We start from the raw sequence: 25025 nt of genomic DNA, 5'->3' as shown, positions 1-25025 counted from the left end.
GGCCGCGGGGGTAACTCTTGGCCAGTGGGTCAGCCGACGGGGGTGAGTTCCCGCTCCTCCTCGGGAGCTGCTGCCGGCGCCGCGTGCTTGGCGGGCTTGGAGCGGAGCCATTTGGGGGCCCACCAGTTGGCGTCGCCGAGCAGCGTCATGATGGACGGGAGGACGACCGCGCGGATGATCGTCGCGTCGATCAGGATCGCCACCGCCAGGCCGACGCCCAACTGCTTCATGTCCAGGGTGCTCAGGGTGGCGAAGACCGCGAAGACGCCGATCATGACGGCGGCCGCGCTGGTCACCACGCCTGCCGAGCCGGTGATGCCTTCGGCAACGGCCTGCTTGGTCGGGACGCCTCGGAGTACGGCCTCGCGGATCCGGCTGACCACGAAGACGTGGTAGTCCATCGAGAGGCCGAAGAGGACCACGAAGAGGAACAGCGGCAGCCAGGAGACGACGGCTCCGTTGGAGCGGAAGTCGAGGAGGCCCTCGGCCCAGGTGTTCTGGAAGACCGCCGTGATCACCCCGTACGCCGCTCCGGCGCTGAGCAGGTTGAGTCCGATCGCGGTGACCGCGACGACGACCGAGCGGAAGGTCACCATCATCACGATCATCGTCAGCAGGAGCACGAACCCGATCACCAGCGGCAGCTTCGACCTGGTGTGGGCCGCGTAGTCCACGTCAGCCGCGACGAACCCGCCGACCGCGTACTCCACTCCCGGCACCTTGCCGAAGGTCTGCGGCATCAGCTCCGTCCGCAGCTTGGTCAGCGAGTCCCGCGCTTCCTGGCTCCCACCCTCGTACGGCGTGGCGACCTCGAACACCGACACCGTGCCATCGGCGGAGACCTCAGGCTCTTCCAGCCCGTCCTGTGCGTACAGCTTGTCCGACTGGGTCTTCTTGATCAGCTCACCGAACGCCGCCTTCACCGCGGCCTGCTCGCCGGCCGGGGCCCGTACTGCGACCTCGTGGCTGGTGCCCGTGCTCGGGAAAACCGCGGTCAGCCGGTCGTACGCCTGCATCACCGCCGTGTCGCGCGGCAGGTCCTCGGTGCCCGGAAACTTCAGGTTCATCCCCAGCGCGGGTGCCGCCACGGCGAGCAGCGCGGTGACAGAGACCAGCAGGGTCGCGATCGGGTGCTTCAGAGCCGGCTTGAGCAGGGCCGGCCACAGACGCGGGTTCGTCTTGTTCGCCGTGAGGCGCCAGATGAGCGGGATGCGCGGGCGGTCCACCCAGCGGCCGAGCTTGGCCAGGATCGCCGGAAGCACGGTCAGCGAACCGACCACCGCGACGGCGACCACGAGGATCGAGCCGACCGCGAAAGAGGAGAAGACCGCGTCCCGAGCCAGGAACAGACCCGCCATCGAGATGATCACCGCGGTGCCGGAGACGACGACCGCATGTCCCGAGGTCGCCGCGGCCACCTCGACCGCGTCCAGGTGGGTGCGGCCCTTGGCGCGCTCCTCGCGTTCACGGCGCAGATAGAACAGTGAGTAGTCGACGCCGACCGCCATACCGATCAGCAGGATGACGCTGTTGACCGCGTCGACCGCCGGCACCAACTGCGAGGCCGCGGCGGAGAGTCCGATCGCCGCGACCACCGCGGTCAGCGCGAGCACCAGCGGCACGGCGGCCGCGATCAGGGCGCCGAAGGCGAGCAGCAGGATGATCAGCGTCACCGGCAGGCTGAACATCTCGGCCCGCTTGAAGTCCTCGCCGAGGGTCTCATCCAGCGCCTTGCCGATCGACTCGCCACCGACCTGTTCGACCCGCAGCGCCGGGTAGTCCTGCTGGACCTTCGCGGTCGTGTCGAGCAGCGGCTGGACCCGGTTGTCGTCGTCGCCGTCCTTCAGCGTGACCCGGACGATCAGCGCGTCCTTCTTCGGTGACAGGATCGGCTGGGCGACCTCCGCGACCCCACCGAGGGCGCGCATCCGCTCAGTCACCACGCCAGCGACCTGGTTGGCCTGGGTCTGGTCGAGCGCCCCGGACTTCGGCGTGATCAGCACGCTCTCGACGTCGTGGTCGGGGAAGTTGCCGGACTTGACGATGCTGTCGGCCCGGGTCACCTCACCGATGTCGCCCTCGTTGGTCGACTCCTTGGTCCCGGTCAGGTTGCCGACCGCGAAACACGCCACGACCACGACCACCCACATGGCGATCGCCCGCCACGGATGGGTGGCACTCCAGCGTGCGGCCCGCACCGTGAGTTGTCCCCTGGAACTGGACATGGTGACTCCTACCCCTCTGCGCCCGCCTCTGGACGCCCCTCCCAGCCCGGCCCGACGCCGACTGCTGGCTACGGGTCTCAGCTTTCGTTAAGGAAGGCGTCGGCCACCATGCAGGAAGCCACCGAGTCCACCCTGGTGCCGTCCCCACCTCACCCTGGGGATGTCCACAGGCCGGCACTGAGGAAACCGCTTGCTGACGAGCAGCTCGGCGCGCGGGCCAGGCGCGGGCCGAGCCGGTTCTCGGACGCGGCGGAGCCGCACCACACATCAACCTCCCGATTCAGGCGCGGCGGCAGGCGCACTGAGCGTGCCGCGCCGTGCCCGGCGGAGGTTGGTGTGTGGTGGCGGTCCGGCCCCTAGGGCTACCCCGGCCGGGCCCTCTGCAAGCCAGGGTCAGAAGTCCTCGAGATCGAGGGTGGAGGCGGCTGAGATGCCCTCCAGATATCCCTCGGCACGCTCGGCCTTGGGGTAGCGATGGACCAACTCCCAGAACGCCGCGTTGTGGGACGGCTCCACCAGGTGAGCCAGCTCGTGTACGAGGACGTAGTCCACGACCCAGGCCGGCATCGACTGCAGCCGGGTCGAGAGCCGGATCGAACGGTCGGCCGGAGTGCAGGATCCCCAGCGTCGATTTTGGTTCGAAACCCACCTGACGGACGCAGGTTCGGGCACTTCGGGCAGGTGGCGACACGCGAGATCGTGTGCTCTGGCCAACAATTTTTCGTCCGACACGCGGGATCGGCTGCGCTGCTTCTCGAGCCGCTGGAGCATGGTTTCGACCCAGCGCGCCTCCTCGATGGCAGACAGCCGGTCGGGCATCAGCACGATCACCCGTTCACCGTCCCGGTAGGCGCTGACGGTCCGCTTGCGCCGCTTGCTGCGGCGGATGTCCACGTACGACGGGATCGGGCGCGGTGGAGAATCGGCCATGAGTCGAACCGTACCGCCTGATTCGCCCAGATTTCTTCTGTCCACATCCTGTGAATCGACGTTTTCGCAGGTCAGATGCCTGTTGGCGAATCCGTGGACGCCGGTTGTTCACATCGTGTTCCCCCGGTCGTCCACAGTGTCGCCCGGCGCGCCCCACAGCTTGCCCACAGGTTTATCCACAGGGGTGGACAACGTGGACTTGTCAGCAGGCCAGTCAGCTCCTAGCGTCGGTTCCAGCAGGCTCCCGGACCGCCTCCGGGGCCACTCGGAGGGGAAGCCGAGCGGTTCCGGAGGCGGACGACCGGGAGCCTGCTCTGCGTCACCGGCGACTGCGGAGAACGATTTCCAAGCGGCACGCTGAGCGGCAGATGGGCTTGAGTCCCTCTCCGGCTGCCGTAGGGTGAATCCCGATTGGGCCGAACGGCCTACGGCAGGACGGTCTGCCGAAAGCATCCACGACGGCCGGGGCGTACGCCCCGGCTGGTATCAAGCAAGGAGAGGGCCCTCATGGCAGAGACCTGGAGCGGCGAGTTCTACTGCGTCAAGTGCAAGGCCAAGCGCACCGCCGACGGCGAGGTCAAGGTCAACGACAAGGGCACGCGCATGGCCAAGGCCAAGTGCCCCGAGTGCGGTACGAACCTGAACCGGATCCTCGGCAAGGCCTGACGCACCAAGTCGTAGGGGCGGTGGTGCGGCCTTCGGGTCCCACCACCGCCCCTTCGCCGTTGGCAACCGAAAGTATCCCGAAACACTTGTGATCAGACTCGCGGTGCCCCAGCCGTGATCCTGCTTGAACGACCGGACAGAATGGGGACGTGTCCGACCTCCCCCGCAAGGCCCTCAGCCGTACGGCGAAGCTGGCGAGTCTGCCGCTAGGTGCCGCCGGGCGCGCGACCGTCGGGCTCGGCAAACGGATCGGCGGCGCGCCGGCCGAGGCCGTGGCGGCCGAGTTCCAGCGCCGGACCGCCGACCAGTTGTTCTCCGTCCTGGGTGAGCTCAAGGGCGGCGCGATGAAGTTCGGGCAGATGCTGAGCTTGATGGAGTCGGCGATGCCCGAGGAGTTCGCGGCGCCGTACCGGGCGACGCTGACCAAGCTGCAGGACTCCGCCCCACCGATGCCGGCCTCGACCGTGCACACGATCCTGTCCCGGGAGCTGGGCAAGCGCTGGCGGGACCGGTTCGAGGAGTTCGACGACCTGCCCGCGGCGGCCGCGTCGATCGGCCAGGTGCATCGCGGCACCCTCAAGGACGGCCGCGAGGTCGCGATCAAGCTCCAGTACCCCGGTGCCGCCGAGGCGCTGCGGGCCGACCTGAAGCAGCTCGGCCGCTTCGCCCGCACCTTCGGCGCCCTGGTGCCCGGCATCGACATGAAGCCGTTGATCGCCGAGCTGCAGGAGCGGATCGGTGAGGAGCTCGACTACGACCGTGAGGCCCAGGCCCAGCAGCAGTACGCCGATGCCTTCAAGGACCATCCCGAGTTCGTCGTACCGCGGGTGATCAAGCACTCCCCCACCGTGATCGTGTCCGAGTGGATCGAGGGCAAGCCGCTGTCGGGGTTCATCACCGACGGCACCCAGCAGGAGCGCGACGAGATCGGCCTGAAGTACGTCCGCTTCATGTTCAGCGGACCGTTGCTGGCCGGCCTGCTGCACTCCGACCCGCACCCGGGCAACTTCCGGGTGATGCCGGACGGCCGGCTCGGAGTGGTCGACTTCGGTCTGTGCGCCAGGCTCCCGGACGGCTTGCCGCCGGCGATCGGGCGGCTGCTGCGCATCTCGCTGGAGGGTGACGGCGACGCGGTTCTGAACGGGTTGCGCGCCGAGGGGTTCATCAAGCCGCGGATGGAGATCGATCCCGCCCAGCTGATGGACTACCTGGCGCCGTTCGCGGAGCCGGCCCGCGAGGAGTCGTTCCAGTTCAGCCGGGAGTGGATGCGGGCGCAGGCCAACCGGACCAGCGACTTCCGCTCGCCGAACGCCACCATGGGGCTCAAGATCAACCTGCCCCCGTCGTACCTGCTGATCCACCGGGTCTGGATCGGTGGCATCGCGGTGCTGTCCCAGCTCGAGGCGCAAGCGCCGTTCCGGTCGGTGCTGGAGGAGTTCCTGCCCGGCTTCAGCGACTGAGCCCGGTCACCACCAGGCGCTGTCGAGTTTCCCCTCGATACCGCGGACGTTCTCGCGGGCACAGCGGTCGCAGTACAGGAGCTTCTGACCGTTCTCGATCGAGGTGACCCAGGTCAGCGGCAGGTCCTCGGTCGGCGCCTGCGTGCCGCACAACGCGCAGCTCGGGGTGGTCATGGGGACGATTCTGCACCCTAGGCTGCGGGCATGCGATGGCGGATCCATGACGAGACCGAGGCCTGGGGAAACTCCTGGCTGAGCGTGCGCAGGCTCGATGTCGAACAGCCTGACGGGGAACGGCTGGACTATCACGCGGTGCGGCTGCGGCACGTCGCCGCGGCGGTGGTGACCGATGGGAACGGCCGGGTGCTGCTGATGTGGCGGCACCGGTTCCTGACCGACCGGTGGGCGTGGGAGCTGCCGATGGGGCTGATCGAGCCGGACGAGTCCCCCGCCGAGGCGGCGGCCCGCGAGGTCGAGGAAGAGACGGGCTGGCGGCCGGGCGAGCTGCGGGAACTCGTGTACTCCGAGCCCGCGGCCGGGATCATGGACTCCGCCCATCACGTCTTCCGGGCCACCACCGCGGTCCGGATCGGGGAGCCGACCGAGCGGAACGAGTCCGACCGGATCGAGTGGATACCGCTCACCGACGTACCGGGGATGATCGCCCGGCAGGAGATCGTCAGCGGGATCTCCCTGGTCGGCCTGCAGCAAGCATTGCTGCGGGATCTGCTGGGCTGAGCCCCTGAACGTGCCGAGAGGCGGCATCCGCTGGATGCCGCCTCTCGGGGTGTTCAGCTCCGACCGGAGCGACGGTCCCCCTGGTCCGTACTGCCGGTCGTTGCTCGCGTGGCTTCGGCGGGGTGTCGGAGATCGGCTCCTACCGCGTCAGCCAGGTTTTCGGCTCAGGCCGGCCGGACCGTGACGGTCCGGCCGGTGGCTGAGAGCCGGGGTGGATCAGACCAGGCGGGCGAGGGTGAGGCGTGCCTTTGCACTGGCCCTCTCCGCGCGCCGCGTGGCCCGTTCGGCCTGCTTCTGCGCCTTGGCGAGCTGGCTCGCCAGACGGAAGCGCCGGTTCTGCTCGGCGTCGATCAGCAAGGACCGACAATGAGCACGAGCGAGATCTTCTTGAAGTAAATGCATTTCAACTCTCCTGGGTGAAGTCTGGGTTTTCATGGTTCTGAGTCTCGATTCGGGATGGGTTGGGGTCGTCAGGCCGCGGTCACGGTGTCGCACTTACGTGGACGGCCGCGAGGCCGCTTCCGGGCGACCACCGCACCCTGGACGAACAGCTGGCCTCCCCACACTCCCCACGGCTCGGAACGCTCGAGCGCTCCGGCCAGGCACTCGTTCACCAGCGGGCAGGTGTTGCACAGAGACTTTGCGTACTCGACGTCCGCCGGGGATTCGGCGAAGAAGAGTTCTGGCGCGTAGGACCGACAGGGCAGGTCCTGCGACGTTGCAACCTCGTTGTAGGCATCGAGGAAGCTAACGCTCATTCCGGTCACCTCCTAGTGACTGTCTTGCTGTGTTCTCTTGCTGTCTTCGACGGCCCACCGGTTGGTGACCGCCAAACTCATCGGGACAAACAAAAGGGCCGCGGGACCCTGGGTAGGGTTCCGCGGCCTTGGAGGTGCCGGCTGACTTGTCGTCAGACCGGTGGACTCCATGCTCGAGAACCCTGACCGCCGTGCTTCACATCGCCGACAGCTCCGCCCTTGATCGGGGCAACGCCATTGGCGAGGATCACAACGGTCTCGACGTACAGACGCGACTGGAAGGCGCCCTGGATCGGGGCGCACGGCAGCGTGACGGCGACGTCGGTCGGCTTCATCGTGGTGTTGACCATTTCCCAGGCACCTCCTCTCGTTGTGGCGAAGTGAGCGGCAAGCTCATCGCTGTGGTTTGAAGTTTTCGGCCAGCTTTCGACCGCAGAAAGAACAGTACGCTGACCTCGCCGGAGGCCGCAAACTATTTATCGCAGGTTTTTGAAGTTGGCCGGAAGTTGCCGCTGAGTGAGCGGAAAACTTGCCCCGGCCGACCGGTCCAGCACGCTCCGGCGTACCGGTGGCACCCTCCGAGACCGTTGCCCCTGACATCTAGTTGCCAGGAACCGGCCCGTCGTCTGCCACCAGCAGAAAAACCCTCCACCGAGTGTCGCGGCCGGACCGCCAAGCCTGCAAGGGCTTTTCGGTGACCGGCGGGTAATTGAGGGCTCCAGCGTCAGCGGGTGCAGATGTTCAGCACGGATTCGCCGTACTTCGTCAGCTTGGTCCGGCCGATACCGGCGATCCGGAGCAGCTCGCGCTGGTCGGTCGGGCGGGCCTCGGCGATCGCGGTCAGCGTGGCGTCGGTGAAGATGACGAAGGCCGGCAACGACTCCTCGGCCGCCTTGTCGGCACGCCACTCGAACAACGCGTCGAACAGCGCCTGGTCCATCGTCGACGGACAGTCCTCGCAACGGCCCAGCTTGCGGGCGGCCGGCTCGGTCAGGCCACGGCCGCAGACCCTGCACTTCGGGATCGGCAGGTCCGAACGCTCACTGCGCTGCGCCCGGGCGCGGGGCGACGGCTCCCGGTCGCCGGACCGCGGCGTACGGACACCGATCGGGTCCAGGAAGCGGGTCGGTCCACGGCTGGCGCGGCCACCCGGCGAGCGGGCGGCCGACCAGCTGATCGAGAGCTGGTCCTTGGCTCGGGTCACGCCGACATAGAAGAGCCGCCGCTCCTCCTCCACCTGCGCCGGGGTCTGGGCGTAGGTGATGGGCAGGGTGCCCTCGTGAGCGCCGACGATGAAGACGCAACCCCACTCCAGGCCCTTCGCCGCGTGCAGGGTCGCCAGCGTGACTCCCTCGGCCAGCGGCGCGTGCTGGATCGAGGCACGGCGGTCGAGCTCGGCCATCAGCTCCACGATCCCCGCCTCCGGATGGGCGGCGCCGAAGTCGGAGGCCATCGTGACGAGCGCGCTCAGTGACTCCCAGCGGTCTCGCACCGCGCCGGTACCGGCCGGCGGATCGGCTGTCCAGCCGGCGCCGCCGAGGACGGCCCGAACGGTGTCGACCAGGTCTTCACCGGTGTCGCCGGCCTTGGCCTGACCGCGCAGCAGCAGGGCGGCCTGCCGGATCTCGGCCCGCTCGAAGAACCGCTCGGCGCCCTTGAGCATCGCGGGAAGCTTGCGTTCGGCCAGCGCCTGCTCGAAGTTCTCCGACTGGGCGTTGGTGCGGAACAGGATCGCGATGTCGCGCAGCGCGGTCCCGGCGTCGTTGAGCCGGGAGACGGCCCGGGCGACCGCATCGGCCTCGGCGACCTCGTCGGAGTACTCCCGGTACGTCGGCTCCGGTCCGGCCTCGCGCTGCGAGCGGAGGGTGACCCGGCCGGGCAGTCCGGACGCGCCGGCCGCGTCGAGGACCTTGTTGGCGACGTCCACGATCTGCGGGGTCGAGCGGTAGTCCCGGACGAGCTTGATCACCTGAGCGGTGGGATGGCGCTGGGCGAAGTGCACCAGGTTGGCCGGATCGGCACCGGCCCAGGAGTAGATGGTCTGCGCCGGGTCGCCGACCACGCAGACGTCCTCCCGGCCGCCGAGCCACAGGTCGAGCAGGCTCTGCTGCAGCGGGCTGACGTCCTGGTACTCGTCGACCACGAAGGTGCGGTACTGCCGGCGGATCTCGGCCGCCACCCGCTCGTCCTCGGCGAGCAGCGCCACCGCGCAGAGCAGGACGTCCTCCAGGTCGATCCGGCCGCGCTCGAGCTTCACGTCCTCGTACGCCGCGAAGACGCGGGCGATCGTGGCCGGGTCGAAGGCCGCGAGGGCCCTGGCCGACTCCGGCGCGAGCTTGGCGTAGTCGTCCGGCCGGACGTTGCTCACCTTGGCCCACTCCACCTCGCCGGCCAGGTCGCGCAGGGCCGGGGTGTCGACGCGGACGCGGCAGCGGTTCGCCGCCTCGGTCAGCAGCGGGAACTTGCGGTCGACGATCGGCGGCAGCTCACCACCGAACACCTTGGGCCAGAAGTACCGCGCCTGCCTGAGCGCGGCCGAGTGGAAGGTCCGCGCCTGGACGCCGTTGGTGCCGAGCTGGGCGAGCCGGCCGCGCATCTCACCGGCGGCCCGCTGGGTGAAGGTGACGGCGAGGACGCGGGCCGGGTCGTAGGTGCCGATGCGCACGCCGTACGCGATGCGGTGGGTGATCGCGCGGGTCTTGCCGGTGCCCGCGCCGGCCATCACCACGATCGGGCCGTGCAGGGCGGTCGCGACGGCTCGCTGCTCGGGGTCGAGCGCCTCGAGCAGTTCGTCGGCGGACCGGCCGAGAACGGCCTGCGTGATGTTGCTCACGGACTGGGACATGCGGGAACAGGACTCCGACCGGCAGGGTTCAGTAACAAGGTAGAGAGCCACCTTATGCGGGCGCCCGGACAGTTTTCGGCCGCCCGTCCCCACGCAGAGACGGAGCGAGCCACGATGGCGGCATTCACGATGTACTCGACACCCTGGTGCGGCTACTGCCACCGCCTGAAGGGCCAGCTGAAGCGGGCCGGGATCGAGTTCACCGAGGTCGACATCGAGCAGGTTCCGGACGCGGCCAAGATCGTCGAGAAGGTCAACAACGGCAACCAGACCGTGCCGACCGTGGTCTTCCCCGACGGCACCGCGATGACGAATCCGTCGATCGCCCAGATCGCCGACAAGCTGGTCGCCTAGCCTCCGGTCACCAACTGCCGGTGAGTTCCTTGCCGTACCAGCCCTCGATCAGGCGGCGGGAGATCGAGATGTTGCCGGGGAGGGCCATCGTGCCTGCCTCCACGAGGGCGGCCAGGTCCTCCCGGCTGAACCACTTGGCTTCGGCGATCTCGTCCTGGTCGACGTTGATCGCGTAGCCGGTCGCCCTGGCGTAGAAGCCGAGCATCAGGCTGGACGGCAGCGGCCAGGGTTGGCTGCCGGCGTACTCGATCTCTTCGCCGACGACCACGCCGGTCTCCTCGAAGACCTCCCGGCGTACGGCGGCCTCCAGCGACTCGCCCGGCTCGACGAACCCGGCGAGGGTCGAGTAGCGCCCCTCCGGCCAGGCCTCGTTGCGGCCCAGCAGTGCGCGGTCCTGGTCGTCGGTGACGAGCACGATGATCGCCGGGTCGCTGCGCGGGAAGTGGTTGAGCCCGCAGTTCGGGCAGTGCCGCACGTGGCCTGCGTCGACCACCTCGGTGTGTGCTCCGCAGTTGGCGCAGTGAGTGTGTACTGCGTGCCAGTTGGCCAGTCCGACCACGTTGACCGCTATGCCGGCCTCCCGGTCGTTCAGTACTCCGCCGACCTCGCGCAGCCCGGCGTACGACTCGTCCGGCTCACCACCAACCAGTACTGCGAACACAGCGCGCCCGTCGGCTGCCTGCCCGGCGCCCCGGACCCAGTCGATTCCCAGGAAGATCCGCAGACCGTCAGGTGCCGCGGCGGGGGGCACCAGCCGGAGCGCAGTACGGTCTGGTTCCACTGCCAGTTTGTCGCCTGCTACTACCGCTACCTGGGTGTCTTCGGCGGCCCAGGCCTTCTCCAGCCACTCCACGTCCCGCCGTCGGTCAGCGGCGCGGTCCAGGACGGAGCGGGACAGCGAGAGGGAACCAGGAACGATCGAATAGGCCACGGCTTCAACGTATCTCGCCCAGCCACCATGAGAGCATCCCGGCATGAGTATTCACATCGCCGCCGAGAAGGGGCAGATCGCGCCTCGCGTGCTCTTCCCCGGAGATCCGCTGAGGGCCAAGTGGATCGCCGAGACCTACCTGTCCGACGTCACCTGCTACACCGAGATCCGGAACATGTTCGGGTTCACCGGCACCTACAAGGGTGAGCGGATCTCCGTGCAGGGGTCCGGCATGGGTCAGGCGTCGGCCTCGATCTACGCCAACGAACTGTTCGCCGAGTACGACGTCCAGACCCTGATCCGGGTCGGCACCTGCGGCGCGCTGACCGAGGCCGTCCGGGTTCGCGACGTGATCGTGGCGATGTCGGCCAGCACCGACTCGCAGATGAACCGGCTGCGTTTCCACGGCATCGACTACGCGCCCACCGCGGACTACAAGCTGCTGCGCGCCGCTGTGGACGCTGCCGAGGCGGCCGGACTGAACGTGCACGTCGGCCAGGTGTTCTCCGGCGACCTGTTCTACAACGACCGGCCCGACCTGGTCTCGCGGACCGCGGAGTACGGCGTACTGGGGATCGAGATGGAGGCCGCCGCGCTCTACACGCTGGCCGCCAAGTTCGGCCGCCGCGCGCTCGGCATCATGACCGTGTCGGACCACCTGATCACCAAGGAGGTGACGTCCGCGGAGGAGCGGCAGACCACCTTCTCCGAGATGATCACGATCGCCCTGGACGCGGCGATCGAGGTACCGGTCTGAACCGGGTCGCCGTCGCGCTGGTGAGCACTGCCCTGCTCTTCGGTACCACGGCCTGTTCCGGTTCCTCGGACAAGGCGGACACCCCCGGTGAGGCTCCTGGGGGTGCCGCGTCCGGAGAGCCTGCCGGCTCCAGCGGCAAGCCGTCCACCGACACTGCGCTGCCGGACATCCCTGCGACTCAGGTAGTCGCCGGACTGACCAGTGCCGGCTACAAGTGCGGCGCTGACGGCTCGTACGCGATCTGTACCGCGGACAAGGTGTCGGTCTGGGTGCTCGCCGGGACCCACCCGCGGTCGCCGGTCGTGTCGCTGCACGCCGCCGGCCCGGTTGCCACCGCTACTGCGGAGATCGGGTCGAAGCTGCCGCAGGTGCTCGAAGTGGCGCATATCAATCCCCGCACGGAGATCACCGACTGGTTCGGCAAGCTCGGTGCGCAGCCTGCGGCGCAACTGGCCGCGGGTGACTGGAAGGTCGGCTGGTCGACCGAGGTCGGCACCGAGGAGCCGGGAGCGCACCTGACGCTCGAAGACCAGCTCTGCAAGGTGAACTGCCAGCCGGAGTAGCGCTGGATCGGAACCGCCGTCGCGGCATCGGCTCGACGGCGGTTCCTCCAGCTGCGGATCAGGAGCTGCCCGCGGCGCCGGCAGAGCTGGCCACGACGATGGAGGCCGTGACGGCGGCCTGCATCTCTTGAACCGCCTTGCGGACCGCACTGGCGGCCCAGTCGGATTCCGCGATCTCCTTGGCCCGCTGCTTCAACGCCTTCTTGTCGACCGCGTCGGTGACAACCTTCGGTACGACGTTCAGGGCGCTCAGCAATGCGATCAGCGAGGCCGTGCGCTCGTCCGGCTGGGTGCCGAGCTTCAGGACGTTCTCCAGCCCGGTGCGGACCTCCGCCTCGTGCCTGGCGTCCTTGGCCGGCCACCGGGTGACCGGGAAGAGCCCCAGCACTTTGCCCTGGTCGGCCTCGAGTACACCCCGCTCAGCGAGCCGCACGAGCAACTGGTCCCGCAGCTTCTTCGACAACTTCCCCATCAGGTCCTTGGGCTTGGACCCCGGCTTACCCGCCAGAAACGCCAACCGCTCGTCCAGTACGGCGTCCCCGGTCGGCGTGGTGTCCAGCACCTTCAGCCGGCCTTCCTTGACTTGCTCCCCCGGCCCGGCGATGTCCACCTTGCCCAGCAGCGTCAGCTCGATCAGCACGGCTCCACCGAGCGCGTAGTCGAGCCCTGGCGACCCGGCGATCGGCTTGCCGCTCTCGTCGTCGTACAGGAGCAAGGCGAGGTCCTCTGCGATCAACATGGATCCAACTTAGGAGGCGGAGGCCGCCACCGGCATCCCCCTGACGGGCTACCTCGCGGATCCTCCGCGAGACGGCTGCCGCGCCGTTACTCTTGACCTCGGGGAGTAGGGGGCGCGGTGGCAGAGATCAGCCCGCTGGCGATCGACTACACGGACTACCTGGCCGAGCGGACCCGTGGCTTCGTCGGCCGGGACTGGGTGTTCGGCGAGCTCGCTGACTGGCTCGCGGATCCCGACGGGCCGCGATGCTTCCTGCTGACCGGCGAACCAGGCGCCGGCAAGACCTCGGTCTCGGCCCAACTCGCCCGCTTCTCCTCGGGCGCGGCGCCCGCACCGATGCCTTCCCTCGGTCCCGGTTTCCTGAGCGCGATCCACTTCTGCTCGTTCCGGGACCGACGCTGGATCAACCCGCAGGTTTTCACCGAGTCGCTGACCGGGCAACTCGCCGCCCGCCATCCCGCCTTCGCCCGAGCCGTACTGCGCAGCGTCGCGCCGACGGTGGAGATCAGGCAGCACGTCGAGCAGAACTGGGGCAGGCTGGTCGGCGCCGAGATCGGCACCCTGATCGTCACCGCGAGCACCGAGGACCTGTTCGGCCGGCTGGTCCGCGAACCGCTCGAAGCTCTCGGTGAACCGGTCGTGATCCTGGTGGACGCGCTGGACGAGAGCCTCGGCTACACCGGCGAGGTGACCATCGCGGAGCTGCTCGCCCGCACCGAGAACCTGCCGGCCGGAATCCGGTTCATCGTCACTTCACGGCCGGACCGCGACGTACTGCGGAGGTTTCGTGCCGCCCGCGAGCTCACTCTCTCCCCCGGTCGCGAGTCGCCGGCCGGCGTACCGCTGCAGGTGCTCCAGGACGTGCAGGACTACATCGTGCAGGAGTCACTGGACGAGAGACTGGCCGACGACCTGCCGATCGGCCGCTTCGTGGCCACCGTGCGCGATCGCAGCGAAGGCAACTTCCTGTACGTGCGGCAGTTGCTCCGGATGCTCGGGAACCTGCCGACCCCGATCACGGCCGACTCCCTGACCACCCTGCCCGCGGCGCTGGACGAGGTTTACCTCGACCTCCTGCACCGGTTGGCCGGGAGGACGCGGACCGCCTGGTCGCAGTACGGGCCGGTGCTCGGCATGCTCGCGGTAGCGCAGGTCCCGCTCACCGAAGCACGGATCGCCGCCTTCACTTCGCTCCCGCTGGGCGTCGTCCGCACCGTCCTTGCCGAGGTCCGGCAACTGCTGGAGACCGACGAGAAGCTGGCCGCGACGACCCGCAGCTATTCCCTGTACCACGCGTCGTTCGGCGAGTTCCTGCTGGACGCCGACCGGGCCGAGGAGTACTGGCTGGACGGCGTCGACCTGCACCGGACCGTCGCGCTGCACTTCTGGAACACATATCGGCACGACTGGCAGCAGATCCCGACGTACGGCCTGCGGAACTTGGCGGCCCACCTGTTCGAGGGGAGGGAGCACGACCGGTTGCAGCAGTTGATCGACCAGGACTGGATCGCAGTGCGGCACCGACGACGGAGCTACAGCTACGACGGGCTTCTCGACGACGTGGACCTCGCCTGGCGTGCGGCCGAGGGAGTGCCCGGCAGCGAGGTCCGGTGGGCGTTGACCGTGGCCAGTGTGACCAGCATGGCTCGGGACATCTCTCCCGACGTCCTCGGAGCCTTGGTCGCGACCGGAGTGTGGTCCGTCGCTCAGGGGACCATGCAGGCGCGGCGAGCAGCAGCCGGCGAGGCTCGCTGCAAAGCGATGGCGCTGATGGCGCCGCACCTGCCGGAGCCGAGCCGGACCGAACTGTACGACGAGGCGCTGGCCGAGGCCGTCCACATCTCCGACCCGGAGAACCGGAGCCGGGTTCTCACCTGGTTGCTTCCTCGACTGCCCAGTGGCCTACGGACCGGCGGGCTGATCCGTACTGTCGAGGCGATCGAGGAGCTGAGCGATCAGCAGCGGCAGCCGGGTGGGTACGGCGGGCACTACGGCAGCGGTGCGGGCGTGCGGTTGATCTACACAGGCACTCGTACCGAGGCCTTGCGCCAACTGTCCGAGCTGCTGGCCACTGAGGAGCTGGCTGCCGAGCAAGTCACCGCTCAGCTGGCTCAGGGCAGCATCTCCCCCGAGGCAGCCGCGCGGCTCACTGCCGGACTTCCGGACCAGCCACCCGAGCTGTCCGAGCTCAGCTCGACCGACGCGCTGCTCACTCAGGTCAACGCCGACATCAGGATCGACGACGATCACCTCCGCCGTGACGTCATCGAGGGTCTCCGCCGTCCCTCGTTGATGAGCGAACCGCCTCGAGTAGGCGCACCCGCGCGTCCGGTTCCGCGGTACTCGTACGGTCAGTTCGCGCTGGAAGACCAGCGGCTGCTCGATCAACTCGGCCCTCAGACAGCGCGGTCGCTGGTGGAGTTGCTGAGTGGCTTGCCCGGACCGGAGGCCGAGCGGACAGCTGACCGGGCAGCAGCGCTCGTGCAGCGCGGCGGCTGGTTGCGGTACCAAGAGGCGGGCCGTGCTCAGGAGTGGATCGAGCAGACGCTCGATCAACTGCGACAACTACCGCACAGCGACGCCATCGATCGGCTGACTCAGGCGATCGCGGCTCAGGCCATCAGCAGCGCACAGCAGGCGGTCTACGGAAGGGGATACGACAGCTGGAACACCAGGCACCGCATCGGTCTCCTGATCCGGCTGCTCCCGCACCTCTCCGAACCCGCCTTGACCACCGCGGCGGGTTCCGTTCTCACCCTGCTGGTCGACGAGTTCGCCGACAAGCTGACCGTCGACCAGACGGCCACGCTCGCCTGGCACCTCCCGGCGCACCTGCTGTCGAGAGCCGAGCCGGTGTTCACCGAAAGCCCGATCCCGCGTTTCCTCCCGGCCGAGCTGGTCCCGGCGGCGCTCCAGGTCGCCAGGCGGAGCAAGAACCGTGAATGGCTGTCGGCCTGCGCGGACCGGCTCAGCGGCGCCGATCTGCTCGAAGTACTGGCGGTCGCTCGTGAACTCGGCGGTCAGGAACTGCAGACCGAGCTTCTCGGGCGACGGGCCCCGGCGTTCGCACAGCTGGACCGCGTTGTCCTGCAAGAGATCTGGTCAGCGACGTTGCGCGAGCTGAGCAGTCTCGGCCGGCCGGCTTTCCTCTCCCGCCTGCGCCCGCTCGGCCCGGTGATCGAAGCGCTCGGCGGTCAGCACGCCGTCGCTGAAACCGTGCAGGCCATCGAGGACGTGGGACGCTGGTGGCCATGATCGAGCTCGGGGAGGGTCGATGCCGGATCCGGTGACACTGGCAGTACTGGGAGGCTTGGCGGCGACCGAGGGGATCAAGTTCCTCTACGGTCAGGCAGGCGAACTACTGAAGGCCTGGCGGGAGCGCCGCAAGGACGAGGAACTCGAAGTACCGATCGCTCCGGCCGAGATTCTGGACGGTACGCCGGGACCGGCGACCGTCGATGTCGCGGTGCTGGCGGCGCGGCACCTCGAACTGGTGAAGCTGGCCGGGGCGTTGTCGCCTTATGCGCAAGGACTCGCGGAGATCGACCTGGGCGATCCGGAACTGGCGGAACAGGCCGGACAGTTGCGGGGGCTGCTCGAGGCGGCGTACGGGCAGCGGTTCACTTTTCGCGGGGAGTCGCGTGAGAGCACTGGCACTCGGGTGAGTATTCGGCAGGTGCTCGGTGAGGTCGCCGGTGAGGTCGTCGGGGTCCAGGGAACGGCCGGCTCCGATGCCACCGTGGTGGTCGACCAGCAGGCGGATCAGGTCACCGCCGAGGGATCGGTCACCGGCTTCAAGGGCGATCTCGGTCGCTGAGTCAGCGGTTGCCGAGGCGGATCAGGTCGGCGGGGGTGCAGTCGAGGGCGTCGCAGATCGCGGTGAGGGTGCTGAAGCGGACCGCTCGGGCGTGGCCGTTCTTCAGGATCGAGAGGTTGGCGACGGTGACGCCGACGCGCGCGGCCAGCTCCACCAGGGTCATCTCGCGGGCGACGAGCAGTTCGTCGAGGTGGATGGTGATGCGGTGCTCGGGCTGAGTGCCCGGTTCGGCAGCGAGCGCACGTTTCGGCATCAGATGACGGCGTCCAGCTCGGTTCGCATCTCGTCCCCTCGGGCGAGGAGCTGGGCGACGGCGGCGAAGACGAAGCCGATCACGAGAGGCCAGAACGGCGTGCCTTCCGGTTTGATCGCCGTCCCGGAGTCGAGCACCGTCGCCGCCAACGCCGAGAGCGCTCCGGCCGCGACCACCCAGGCGGCGAGTCCTCCGAAGGCGGTGAGCTTCGCGATGAACATCAGCTCGCGCGCCGAGTCCGCAGTGAAGGGATCGCCGGCCTCCGCGGTCCGCAGGAGTGCCGCCAGCCTGCGGGCGACCTCGGCGAGCAGGGCGGCGCCCGGCAGGATCGTGGCGAGCAGCAGCAACCGCTGCGCGAGCGATGGATCCGCCAGGCTGAAGGGCAGGCGGCCGTCGGGGTCGACGATCGCGCCGGCTTCCACTCCGCCGACGCCGTCCAGCCCGGACAGCAGGGAGCTCGGCAGGTCCAGCACGACCGAGGAGCGGGGGATGAAGGCGATCACCAGCACCGCGACGGCGGCGCACAGCGTGACGCCGTACGCGATCGACGCGGTGATCCGCAGCCGACGCAGCCAGGTGCTCATCTGCTGATCCATGCGACCCAGCTCCTGACATATCGACAAACGATGCGGATATCGAAAAACGATATGGTCAAGCCGGCTGGACGTCAACTGTGGATAACTTTCGCCGTGGCCGGCCGGTTTCCGCGATGCTTGACCGGTGATCGAATCACTGACGAATCTCGGAGAGGCGCCGCCCGTGCGTGCCGAGCGAGCGCCGGACAGCCGGCGGTACGAGGTGATCGACGGCCGGATGGTGGTGACGGGCGTGCAACCGCCGGCGCACCAGGCGGCGGTGGTCGCGCTGATGGTGCTCCTCAAACAGGCCTGTCCCGCTGGGCTGCTGGTGTCGGTCGGTTCGCTCGGCTTCCGGCCGACCCGCCGGTTGCTGCTTCGCCCCGACCTTCTCGTGACGTCCCGCGCGGAAGCCGGACCGGCGTACGTCGAGAATGCGGTGCTCGCCGTGGAGGTGCTGTCACCGACCACCCGGGTGGCCGACGTGGTGACCAAACGCGAGCTGTACGCGGCGCACGGCGTACCGGCGTACTGGCTGCTTGATCCTGGCACCCAGGAGCTCACCGTCCTGCAGTTGACCGGCGAGCACTACGTCTGCGAAGCAGTCCTTCAAGGCGAAGAGGCCTTCACCACGTCCTTCCCGTTCCCTGTCACCCTCTCCCCCGCCCAGCTCCTCAGCTGACCGGGGCAGCTCGGGGCAGCCGCCGATCTGGCCTGCCTTGCGCTTGTCCGAACCTGAGCTGGAAACGCTGACGGTGCTCGAGCTGGTGAGCGGCCGGTACGTCGAACGTGCCATGGTCAAAGGCGACGAAGCATTCGACGCTGTGGTGCCGTTCTCCGTGCGGGTGGTGCCTGCAGAGCTGGTCCGGCGGGTCAGCCGTTCAGGAGAGTGATCAGTTCGGTGCGGTCGGGGAGGCTTTCGGGGCGGACGACGTCGCCCGTGCGGACGTAGTAGAAGGCGGCGCCTACCTGGGTGACCGGGAGGCCGAGGAGCTCGGCCCAGGCGACTCGGTAGATGGCGAGCTGGAGTGGGTCGGCGGTTTCGCTGCGGCTGGTCTTCCAATCGATGACGTCGTAGCCGCGGGAGCCGTCGGGGCGGATCACCTGGTAGACGGCGTCGATTCGGCCGCGGACCATTCGGCCGCCGATCGCGAGGGCGAAAGGCGCCTCGATCTCGTACGGCATCTTCTCGCCGTACGGGCCGACGCGGAAGGCGTCCATCAGCTCGGTCAGGTCGGTGTCGTCGACGATGTCCTCGTCGGCCGCGCCCGGCAGGTCGTCGGGGTCGAGCAGGAACTGCTGGCCGAAGTAGCTTTCCACCCAGGCATGGAAGCGGGTGCCGAAACGCGCCGCCCGGTTGGGTTTGCGCGGCATCGGCCGGGCCAGGTCGGCGGCCAGTCCGTCCGGGTCCTTGGCCAGCCGCATCACCTGGGTCGCCGACAGCGAGGACGGCAGCTCGACGTCGTACGCCTTGCGACTGCGGCTTTCTCTTGCCTCCGACAACAATCTTTCCAGCTCGGAGTCCCAGCGCGCGACCGTGGCCTGCTCGTCCAGCAGCAGCGAGTCCTCAGCGTCCTGCGACGGGCCTTCAGCGCGTGACAGCTCCACCAGTGCCACCGATTCGAGCCGGCGCCGGTACGCCGCTTCGTCGTACGGCGCGGGCCACGGTGCGAGCTTCTGCTCGGCTAGCTCCGGGTTCTCCTCGTCGACCTCGGGTTGGGGCGCCCAGGCGACGACCCGGTCCCCCGCGTGCTTCTTCAGCGTCTCCAAGTACGACGAGGGGCCACGCGGCCGCTTCTGCGTCGGCCCCCACCAGTGTCCGGTCGCGACCAGGATCTCCTTGGCGCGGGTGAACGCGACATACCCGAGGCGTCTTTCCTCCAGCGCGTTGACGTCCTTGCACTCGTCGGCGAAGGCCTTCAGCCCGGCGTTCGACAGGTCGTGAAAGGTCGGCAGGGTGTCGGCGTCACCGCGCAGCGGCCAGGGCAGCACCTTCGCGTTGGTGGTCCACTTGTCGCGTCCGCGATCCGACGGAAACACCTTGTTCACCAGGGTCGGCACGAACACGATCGGCCACTCGAGCCCCTTCGACCGGTGCGTGGTCAGCAGCTTCACGGAGTCCGCCTCGCTCGGCACGGCGAGGTCGAGACCGGCCGCGTACTCCTCTTCGGCCGCAAGGTAGGCCAGCAGCCCGTCGAGTGAGCCGCTCGACTCGGTGGAGACAAAGTTGCCCACCGCATCCAAAAACGCGGCCAGGTGGTCCCGGCGGCCGGAGTCGACGTGATCAGGAGTCGCGGTCAGTTCGACGTCCAGACCGATCGTGCCGATCACTCGCCGGACCAGATCGAGAAGCGGCTCCCCCGCGTGCGCGCGCAGCTCACGCAGCTCGGTCGACAACTCCTTGAACCGCTCGAGTGCCTCCGGCGAGTACCCCCAGCCGGCCGGACCGGGATCGTCGACGGCTTCGGCCAGCGAGATGACCTCGGTCGAGTCCATCCCGGCCACCGCGGCATCGAGGGCCGCGACCAGATCGTCGGCTGCCGGGCGATCGCCGGCGTCGGCGAGCGTGCGGGAGCGATTGGCGAGCAGGGCGAGATCGCGGTGGCCGATCCGGTACCGCGGTCCGGTCAGGATGCGCAGCATGGCGGCGTTCGCGGTCAGGTCGTTGACCGCTTGCAGGGTCGCGACGACATCGACGACCTCAGGCAGCGCGAGGAGCCCGCCGAGGCCGACCACCTCGACCGGGACCTTCCGGCTGATCAAGGCCTCGTGCACCGCGCTGAGGTCGACGTTGGTGCGCATCAGGATGCCGATGTCCTTCCACCGGCGGTTCGGGGTCCTGTGAGCGGCGACGATCGCGTCGGCGACCCACTCGATCTCCTGTGAGCGCGTCTCGAACAGGCCGACCGTGATCGCGCCCTCGGGTGCCTCGGGCGGCGCTTCCAGCGGGATCACGCCGGGATGCTGCTGGTAGAGCTCGGTCGCGTGCTGGTTGGCGGCCGCGAGGATCCTGCTGCCGCAGCGCCGGTTGACGCTCAGGACGTACCGTCGGGACGGCGTACCGTCGGCGTTCTTGAAGTGTTCGGGGAACTCGTCGAGGTTGGCGACGGAGGCACCGCGCCAGCCGTAGATCGCCTGGCAGGGGTCACCGACCGCCGTGACCGGATGGCCGAACTGGCCGAACAGCGCGGTCAGCATCCGCCGTTGCGAGACCGAGGTGTCCTGGTACTCGTCGAGCAGGACGACCTTGAACCGCTCCCGCTCGATCACCGCCACCTCGGGACACTCTTCGGCCAGCCGAGCGCCGAGCGCCATCTGGTCGGCGAAGTCGACGACGCCGCGCTCCAGCTTGTAGGCCTGGTACTCCTCGACGAGTTGCAGGATCTCGCCGCGCTTCAAGGCGGTCTCGGCGAGCTTCTTCACGTCGACCGTCTGCTTGCGAGCGGCGGCGACCTCAGCGCGTACGGCTTCGTCGTGAACCCGTACTTCGTCGGCACCGAGCAGGTGGTCGGCCAGCTCGCCGTCGAGCGACAACAGACTGTTGACCAGCGTCGGCACGTGATGGGAGGCGAACCGGATCGGTCCGTTGGACCGGCGGACGACGCGACCCGCCAGCTGGAACCTGGTCGCGTCGGCCAGCACCCGCGCATCGGGCTCGAGACCGAGCCGCAGGCCGTGCTCGGCGATCAGCGTGCCGGCGAAGGCGTGGTACGTCGAGACGACCGGCTCGCCCGGCTCTTCGGGCTCCCAATTGGGGACGTTGCTGCGCAGGTGAGCGGCGAGGATCGGGTGCTGGTCCTTCGGCAGGGTCGAGCCGAGTACGCCGGCCTTGGTGAGGTCCTCGCGGATCCGCACGTCGAGCTCGTTGGCCGCCTTCTTGGTGAAGGTCAGGCCGAGCACCTCCTCCGGCTGCACCTGCCCGGTACAGATCAGCCAGACCACGCGGGCAGCCATCGCGGTCGTCTTCCCCGAACCGGCTCCTGCCACGATCACTCCGGGCGCGAGCGGTGCCGTGATTGCCTGCAGTTGCTGATCGCTGAACGGGATGCCGAGCAGGTCGCACAGCTCGGCCGTCGTCTCCAGTTTGGCTCTCATCAGACGATCTCCCGGCCTTCGGGCTGGATCGGGCACAGGCCGCGGACGTCGCAGCGATCGCATCCCGGGTTGCGTTTGGCGATGAACTCCTCGGAACGCACCATCGCCTCGGCGTCCTCCACTGCTTCGTCCAGCCAGGTGCGGCCGTCCTCGTCCGGCTGCAGGGGCGCTTGTCCCTGCACCTTGGGGAGGCCGACGTCGTCGTGGCGCAGCTGGACCAGCTCAGCTCCACCGCTACGCGGCTCCTCGCCGAGCTTTTTCATCTGGCGTGACTCGAGGGCGCGCTGGTAGATCGCCAGCTGGACATGCCGCTCCAGCGCGGGCTTGGTCGGCACCGTCCGGCCCGTCTTCAGGTCGATCACCCGGAGCGCGCCGTCGCCGTCCTGCTCCAGCCGGTCCATCCGGCCCTTCACCCGGACCGCGGGCTTGTCCTCGTCGGGCAGCAGTACGTCGAACTCCACCTCGGTGCCGAGCAGCGTCCGGTCCGGCCGCCCCTTGTGCCACGCGACGAAGCGCCGCAGCGCCAGCTCCGCCTCGACCCGCTCCCGGTCCGAGATCCACGACGACTCGAACTCGAGCTGCGTCCATACCTTGTCGAGCCAGCCGTTCAGCTCGTCGATGTCGGGCGGCAGCGTCTCGGTCGCGACGGCATCGGCGAGCGTGTGCAGCACCATGCCGAAACCGATCGCCGCCGTACTCGGAGTCTCGCCACCCGCGCGACGCTGCAGGAACCAGCGCAGCGGACAGTCGACGATCGTCGTCAGCGCGCTGCCGGACAGTGGCACCGGCAGCTCCGGGTCGGTGATCGGGCGCTCCGACTTGGTCCGCTCGCGCACACCCCACCAGCGTTGCGGATCAGCGGTCGGGACCAGCGCGTACTCCCTGTCGTCCACCGCGTCGGCGAGCTGCGCCAGCCGGTCGGCCGCCACGCGCTTCAGAGCGGGTGACGACGCCGGGTCGGCCAGGACGCAGCGCAGATCGGCGACGAGACCGGGCAGCGACAAGGGCCGACGCGGCCTGCCGGCGACCAGCTTCAAAGGAATGTCCAGCTCGGCCAGCAGGCGGGAAGGCTGATCACCGTCGGCCTCGGGCGCTTGCACCGCCGTGACGATCAGCCGCTCGCGGGCTCTGGTGATCGCCACGTAGAAGAGGCGTCTCTCCTCGGCCAGCAATGCGCCTGCTGACAGCGGCTCGACCAGACCGTCGGGCCCCAGCCTGTCGGGCTGCAACAGCGAACCTCGGCGCCGCAGGTCGGGCCATTGCCCTTCCTGCACGCCGGCCACCACGACCAGCCGCCACTGCAGACCCTTCGACCGGTGCGCGGTCATCAGTTGCACGCCGGCTTCCCGGTACGTCGCGTCGAAACGGTTGTCGGCCGCGATGTCCAACGCCTCCAGCTCGGCCAGGAACGTCGCCACGCCCTTGAAGCCGATCTGCTCCTCGGCCCGGCTCGCCGCGTCGAACAGCGCGCAGAGCGAGTCGAGATCACGGTTCGCCGTACGGGCTACCTCGCCGCCGCTGTTCGCCTGGCCGCGCAGTCGCCGCAGCCACGGGGACTCCGACCACAGTGACCACATCACCTCATCGGGGGCCGCGCCGGCGGTGACGATGTTTCTTGCCTTGAGCAACCTCTCGCCGAGGGCGACGAACCGCGCCTCGGCCGGTGAGGCTTCTTCGTCCAGCAGCAACGGGTTCATCAGTGCTTCGCGAAGCAGCTCGTCGGACGATCGCGGCAGCCGCTCACCACCCGCGGCCTCGCGATCGCGCTTGCGCAGTACGCGGGCGAGCCGGCGCAGTTGGCCGGCATCCATCGCGCCGAGCGGCGACAACGCCAGGGCGCGCACCACGTCGACCGCTAGGGTCGATGGATCTGCGACTGCTCGCAGTGCCAGCAGCATGGGCCGCACCGCCGGCTCGCGGGACAGGGGCAACTCGTCGCCGGCGACGTCGACCGGGATGCCCGCCGCGGCGAGGGCGCGGCGCAGTGGAGGGATCGACCAGCTGCCCGATCTGACGAGCACCGCCATCTCGTGCCAGCCGACGCCGTCTTGCACGTGCGCGCGGCGGAGCAGGTCGGCGATGTGCTCCAGCTCGGCGCCGCTGGTCGAGTACAGGTTGGCCTCGACCTTGCCCGGGCCGTAGACGCAGGAGCTCGCGTCGGGGTTGCGGAAGCGGTCGAAGGTGTCGCGGTCGAGTGTGCCGGGGACGCCGAGGCGGTTGACCACGTTGCGCGAGACACGTTGCAGCGTCGAGCCGAAGCGGCGGGTGGTGGCGAGCGCGATCTGGGCGGCCTCGTCGCCGTTTGCCGTACGGAACTCGTCGGTGAAGCGGAGCAGGCCGCGGACGTCGGCGCCGCGGAACGTGTAGATGGACTGGTCGGGGTCGCCGACCACGACCAGGTCGCGGCCGTCGCCGGCGATCGCCTGGAGCAGCTTGGTCTGGCCGGGGTCGGTGTCCTGGTACTCATCGACGAAGACGGCCTTGAACTCCTCGCGGAGCCTGGCCTGCACGTGCGGCTGCTGCGCGAGGATGACCGCGCGGTGGATCAGCTCGGAGTAGTCCAGGACCTGCTCGTGGTCGAGGATCTGCAGATACTCCTCGAAGAAGTCACCGACCGCGACCCACTCGGGGCGGCTCGCGGAGTGCCCGATCGCGGACAGGTCCTCCGGGTCGAGGCCGAGCTGACGCGCCTTGCCGATCACCGCCTGCACTTCCTCGGTGAAACCGCGGGTCTTGAGCGCGGGATGCAGGCTCGACGGCCACTTGGTGACGCCGACCTCGCGGCTGCCGCTCAGCGACTCGGTCAGCCGCAGCGTCTGCTCGGGACCGGACGGCAGCCGCAGTGGCACGTCGAACGCGTCGGCGGGCGTGAACCTGCGCAGCAACGCGTAACAGAAGGAGTGGAACGTCATCGACGGCATCACCCGCGTCGTCTTGCCGAGCCGCGCGGTGATCCGGTCGCGCAGCTCCGTCGCGGCCTTGCGCCCGAAGGTCAGCACCAGCACCTGGTCGGGACTCAGACCGCGATTGCCGACCCGGTCGACGACTGCCTCGACGAGCGTCGTCGTCTTGCCGGTGCCCGGCCCGGCGAGCACCAGCAACGGCCCACCCGGATGATCCACCACCGACTGCTGGTCAGCATCCAGCACCGGCGCCTCGGTGACCCGGGCCTCATGCCCGTCACCTCGCACCAAGCGATACCTGGAACCCGATCTGCTGACCATGGCCTCATCCCATCAGACCCCACCGACAATCCGCGGCGGCACCCGCCAGGTGCTCGCTTTCCTTCCGCCATTCGGACATCTGCCAGAATTTCGGC

The 25025-nt window shown here is 68.9% G+C and carries 23 protein-coding genes; 10 read left to right on the top strand and 13 right to left on the bottom strand.

Going from position 1 to position 25025, the window contains the following annotated elements:
- Positions 1-29: 29 nt before the first annotated feature.
- Complete coding sequence (locus OX958_RS09835) at positions 30-2225, bottom strand: MMPL family transporter (protein ID WP_270136945.1); 2196 nt, start codon at positions 2223-2225, stop codon at positions 30-32.
- A 393-nt stretch (positions 2226-2618) separates the two neighbouring features.
- On the bottom strand, positions 2619-3155 hold the full coding sequence (locus OX958_RS09830; protein ID WP_270136944.1) for a M48 family metallopeptidase: 537 nt from the start codon (positions 3153-3155) through the stop codon (positions 2619-2621).
- A gap of 507 nt (positions 3156-3662) precedes the next feature.
- Between OX958_RS09830 and OX958_RS09825 the strand changes: the two genes are divergently transcribed.
- Positions 3663-3821, top strand: coding sequence for a DUF5679 domain-containing protein (locus OX958_RS09825; protein ID WP_012922897.1), 159 nt, complete (start codon positions 3663-3665; stop codon positions 3819-3821).
- A gap of 149 nt (positions 3822-3970) precedes the next feature.
- Positions 3971-5281 carry an ABC1 kinase family protein gene (locus OX958_RS09820; protein WP_270136943.1) on the top strand — a complete coding sequence of 437 codons (1311 nt, stop codon included), beginning with the start codon at positions 3971-3973 and terminating at the stop codon, positions 5279-5281.
- 6 nt (positions 5282-5287) lie between these two features.
- Here OX958_RS09820 and OX958_RS09815 read toward each other — a convergent pair whose 3' ends face one another.
- The gene (locus OX958_RS09815; protein WP_270136942.1) at positions 5288-5455 is read right to left on the bottom strand and encodes a hypothetical protein; all 168 of its coding nucleotides are present in this window, start codon (positions 5453-5455) and stop codon (positions 5288-5290) included.
- Between the two features lie 30 nt (positions 5456-5485).
- On the opposite strand from OX958_RS09815, the gene OX958_RS09810 reads away from it, so the two are divergent.
- On the top strand, positions 5486-6019 hold the full coding sequence (locus OX958_RS09810; RefSeq protein WP_270136941.1) for an NUDIX hydrolase: 534 nt from the start codon (positions 5486-5488) through the stop codon (positions 6017-6019).
- 216 nt (positions 6020-6235) lie between these two features.
- Here the strand turns inward: OX958_RS09810 and OX958_RS09805 are convergent, their stop codons facing one another.
- The 4 genes from OX958_RS09805 to OX958_RS09790 form a co-directional block, all read right to left on the bottom strand.
- Positions 6236-6454, bottom strand: a complete 219-nt coding sequence (locus OX958_RS09805; protein WP_270136940.1) for a hypothetical protein — start codon at positions 6452-6454, stop codon at positions 6236-6238.
- 35 nt (positions 6455-6489) lie between these two features.
- Positions 6490-6777 (bottom strand): WhiB family transcriptional regulator, encoded by a 288-nt coding sequence (locus OX958_RS09800; RefSeq protein WP_270136939.1) that lies wholly within the window; start codon positions 6775-6777, stop codon positions 6490-6492.
- A gap of 152 nt (positions 6778-6929) precedes the next feature.
- Positions 6930-7127, bottom strand: a complete 198-nt coding sequence (locus OX958_RS09795; RefSeq protein ID WP_270136938.1) for a hypothetical protein — start codon at positions 7125-7127, stop codon at positions 6930-6932.
- Positions 7128-7501: 374 nt separating this feature from the next.
- Complete coding sequence (locus OX958_RS09790; RefSeq protein ID WP_270136937.1) at positions 7502-9622, bottom strand: ATP-dependent DNA helicase UvrD2; 2121 nt, start codon at positions 9620-9622, stop codon at positions 7502-7504.
- 114 nt (positions 9623-9736) lie between these two features.
- On the opposite strand from OX958_RS09790, the gene OX958_RS09785 reads away from it, so the two are divergent.
- On the top strand, positions 9737-9976 hold the full coding sequence (locus OX958_RS09785; protein WP_112243990.1) for a mycoredoxin: 240 nt from the start codon (positions 9737-9739) through the stop codon (positions 9974-9976).
- A gap of 7 nt (positions 9977-9983) precedes the next feature.
- Here OX958_RS09785 and nudC read toward each other — a convergent pair whose 3' ends face one another.
- Positions 9984-10907, bottom strand: coding sequence for an NAD(+) diphosphatase (nudC, locus tag OX958_RS09780; protein ID WP_270136936.1), 924 nt, complete (start codon positions 10905-10907; stop codon positions 9984-9986).
- Between the two features lie 43 nt (positions 10908-10950).
- Here nudC and deoD point away from each other — a divergent pair, with 43 nt between their 5' ends.
- Both deoD and OX958_RS09770 read left to right on the top strand, forming a co-directional pair.
- A complete protein-coding gene (deoD, locus tag OX958_RS09775; protein ID WP_270136935.1) occupies positions 10951-11664 on the top strand; it encodes a purine-nucleoside phosphorylase in 714 nt (237 codons plus the stop codon).
- Positions 11665-11684: 20 nt separating this feature from the next.
- Complete coding sequence (locus tag OX958_RS09770) at positions 11685-12227, top strand: hypothetical protein (protein ID WP_270136934.1); 543 nt, start codon at positions 11685-11687, stop codon at positions 12225-12227.
- Between the two features lie 58 nt (positions 12228-12285).
- On the opposite strand, the gene OX958_RS09765 is transcribed toward OX958_RS09770, so the two are convergent.
- Positions 12286-12966, bottom strand: coding sequence for a GOLPH3/VPS74 family protein (locus OX958_RS09765; RefSeq protein WP_270136933.1), 681 nt, complete (start codon positions 12964-12966; stop codon positions 12286-12288).
- A 117-nt stretch (positions 12967-13083) separates the two neighbouring features.
- Here OX958_RS09765 and OX958_RS09760 point away from each other — a divergent pair, with 117 nt between their 5' ends.
- Both OX958_RS09760 and OX958_RS09755 read left to right on the top strand, forming a co-directional pair.
- Positions 13084-16221, top strand: coding sequence for an ATP-binding protein (locus OX958_RS09760; protein ID WP_270136932.1), 3138 nt, complete (start codon positions 13084-13086; stop codon positions 16219-16221).
- A 19-nt stretch (positions 16222-16240) separates the two neighbouring features.
- A complete protein-coding gene (locus OX958_RS09755; protein ID WP_270136931.1) occupies positions 16241-16783 on the top strand; it encodes a hypothetical protein in 543 nt (180 codons plus the stop codon).
- 1 nt (position 16784) lies between these two features.
- Here OX958_RS09755 and OX958_RS35270 read toward each other — a convergent pair whose 3' ends face one another.
- On the bottom strand, positions 16785-17036 hold the full coding sequence (locus OX958_RS35270) for a helix-turn-helix domain-containing protein (RefSeq protein ID WP_333486505.1): 252 nt from the start codon (positions 17034-17036) through the stop codon (positions 16785-16787).
- Positions 17036-17620 carry a DUF2975 domain-containing protein gene (locus OX958_RS09745; protein WP_270136930.1) on the bottom strand — a complete coding sequence of 195 codons (585 nt, stop codon included), beginning with the start codon at positions 17618-17620 and terminating at the stop codon, positions 17036-17038. Before OX958_RS09745 ends, OX958_RS35270 begins: the two co-directional genes overlap by 1 nt.
- A gap of 136 nt (positions 17621-17756) precedes the next feature.
- Here OX958_RS09745 and OX958_RS09740 point away from each other — a divergent pair, with 136 nt between their 5' ends.
- A complete protein-coding gene (locus OX958_RS09740; RefSeq protein ID WP_270136929.1) occupies positions 17757-18293 on the top strand; it encodes a Uma2 family endonuclease in 537 nt (178 codons plus the stop codon).
- A 43-nt stretch (positions 18294-18336) separates the two neighbouring features.
- Positions 18337-18504 (top strand): hypothetical protein, encoded by a 168-nt coding sequence (locus OX958_RS09735; protein ID WP_270136928.1) that lies wholly within the window; start codon positions 18337-18339, stop codon positions 18502-18504.
- On the opposite strand, the gene OX958_RS09730 is transcribed toward OX958_RS09735, so the two are convergent.
- Both OX958_RS09730 and OX958_RS09725 read right to left on the bottom strand, forming a co-directional pair.
- Positions 18485-21706 carry an ATP-dependent DNA helicase gene (locus tag OX958_RS09730; RefSeq protein WP_270136927.1) on the bottom strand — a complete coding sequence of 1074 codons (3222 nt, stop codon included), beginning with the start codon at positions 21704-21706 and terminating at the stop codon, positions 18485-18487. The two genes, OX958_RS09735 and OX958_RS09730, sit on opposite strands and share 20 nt — an antisense overlap.
- A complete protein-coding gene (locus tag OX958_RS09725; RefSeq protein ID WP_270136926.1) occupies positions 21706-24930 on the bottom strand; it encodes an ATP-dependent helicase in 3225 nt (1074 codons plus the stop codon). The genes OX958_RS09730 and OX958_RS09725 overlap by 1 nt, the downstream gene beginning before the upstream one ends.
- Positions 24931-25025 lie beyond the last annotated feature (95 nt).

It is taken from the genome of Kribbella sp. CA-293567, from assembly GCF_027627575.1.
GTDB lineage: Bacteria > Actinomycetota > Actinomycetes > Propionibacteriales > Kribbellaceae > Kribbella.
This window is presented reverse-complemented; position numbering and strand designations above follow the sequence as displayed.

What these genes read in the sequence shown, in the direction of transcription:
- OX958_RS09730 (WP_270136927.1), bottom strand. Translation starts at nt 21,706, where the DNA reads ATGAGAGCCAAACTGGAGACGACGGCCGAGCTGTGCGACCTGCTCGGC.
- OX958_RS09795 (WP_270136938.1), bottom strand. Translation starts at nt 7,127, where the DNA reads ATGGTCAACACCACGATGAAGCCGACCGACGTCGCCGTCACGCTGCCG.
- OX958_RS09805 (WP_270136940.1), bottom strand. Translation starts at nt 6,454, where the DNA reads ATGAAAACCCAGACTTCACCCAGGAGAGTTGAAATGCATTTACTTCAA.
- deoD (WP_270136935.1), top strand. Translation starts at nt 10,951, where the DNA reads ATGAGTATTCACATCGCCGCCGAGAAGGGGCAGATCGCGCCTCGCGTG.
- OX958_RS09745 (WP_270136930.1), bottom strand. Translation starts at nt 17,620, where the DNA reads ATGAGCACCTGGCTGCGTCGGCTGCGGATCACCGCGTCGATCGCGTAC.
- OX958_RS09835 (WP_270136945.1), bottom strand. Translation starts at nt 2,225, where the DNA reads ATGTCCAGTTCCAGGGGACAACTCACGGTGCGGGCCGCACGCTGGAGT.
- OX958_RS09830 (WP_270136944.1), bottom strand. Translation starts at nt 3,155, where the DNA reads ATGGCCGATTCTCCACCGCGCCCGATCCCGTCGTACGTGGACATCCGC.
- OX958_RS09810 (WP_270136941.1), top strand. Translation starts at nt 5,486, where the DNA reads ATGCGATGGCGGATCCATGACGAGACCGAGGCCTGGGGAAACTCCTGG.
- OX958_RS09785 (WP_112243990.1), top strand. Translation starts at nt 9,737, where the DNA reads ATGGCGGCATTCACGATGTACTCGACACCCTGGTGCGGCTACTGCCAC.
- OX958_RS09765 (WP_270136933.1), bottom strand. Translation starts at nt 12,966, where the DNA reads ATGTTGATCGCAGAGGACCTCGCCTTGCTCCTGTACGACGACGAGAGC.
- OX958_RS09815 (WP_270136942.1), bottom strand. Translation starts at nt 5,455, where the DNA reads ATGACCACCCCGAGCTGCGCGTTGTGCGGCACGCAGGCGCCGACCGAG.
- OX958_RS09725 (WP_270136926.1), bottom strand. Translation starts at nt 24,930, where the DNA reads ATGGTCAGCAGATCGGGTTCCAGGTATCGCTTGGTGCGAGGTGACGGG.
- OX958_RS35270 (WP_333486505.1), bottom strand. Translation starts at nt 17,036, where the DNA reads ATGCCGAAACGTGCGCTCGCTGCCGAACCGGGCACTCAGCCCGAGCAC.
- OX958_RS09790 (WP_270136937.1), bottom strand. Translation starts at nt 9,622, where the DNA reads ATGTCCCAGTCCGTGAGCAACATCACGCAGGCCGTTCTCGGCCGGTCC.
- OX958_RS09825 (WP_012922897.1), top strand. Translation starts at nt 3,663, where the DNA reads ATGGCAGAGACCTGGAGCGGCGAGTTCTACTGCGTCAAGTGCAAGGCC.
- OX958_RS09800 (WP_270136939.1), bottom strand. Translation starts at nt 6,777, where the DNA reads ATGAGCGTTAGCTTCCTCGATGCCTACAACGAGGTTGCAACGTCGCAG.
- OX958_RS09755 (WP_270136931.1), top strand. Translation starts at nt 16,241, where the DNA reads ATGCCGGATCCGGTGACACTGGCAGTACTGGGAGGCTTGGCGGCGACC.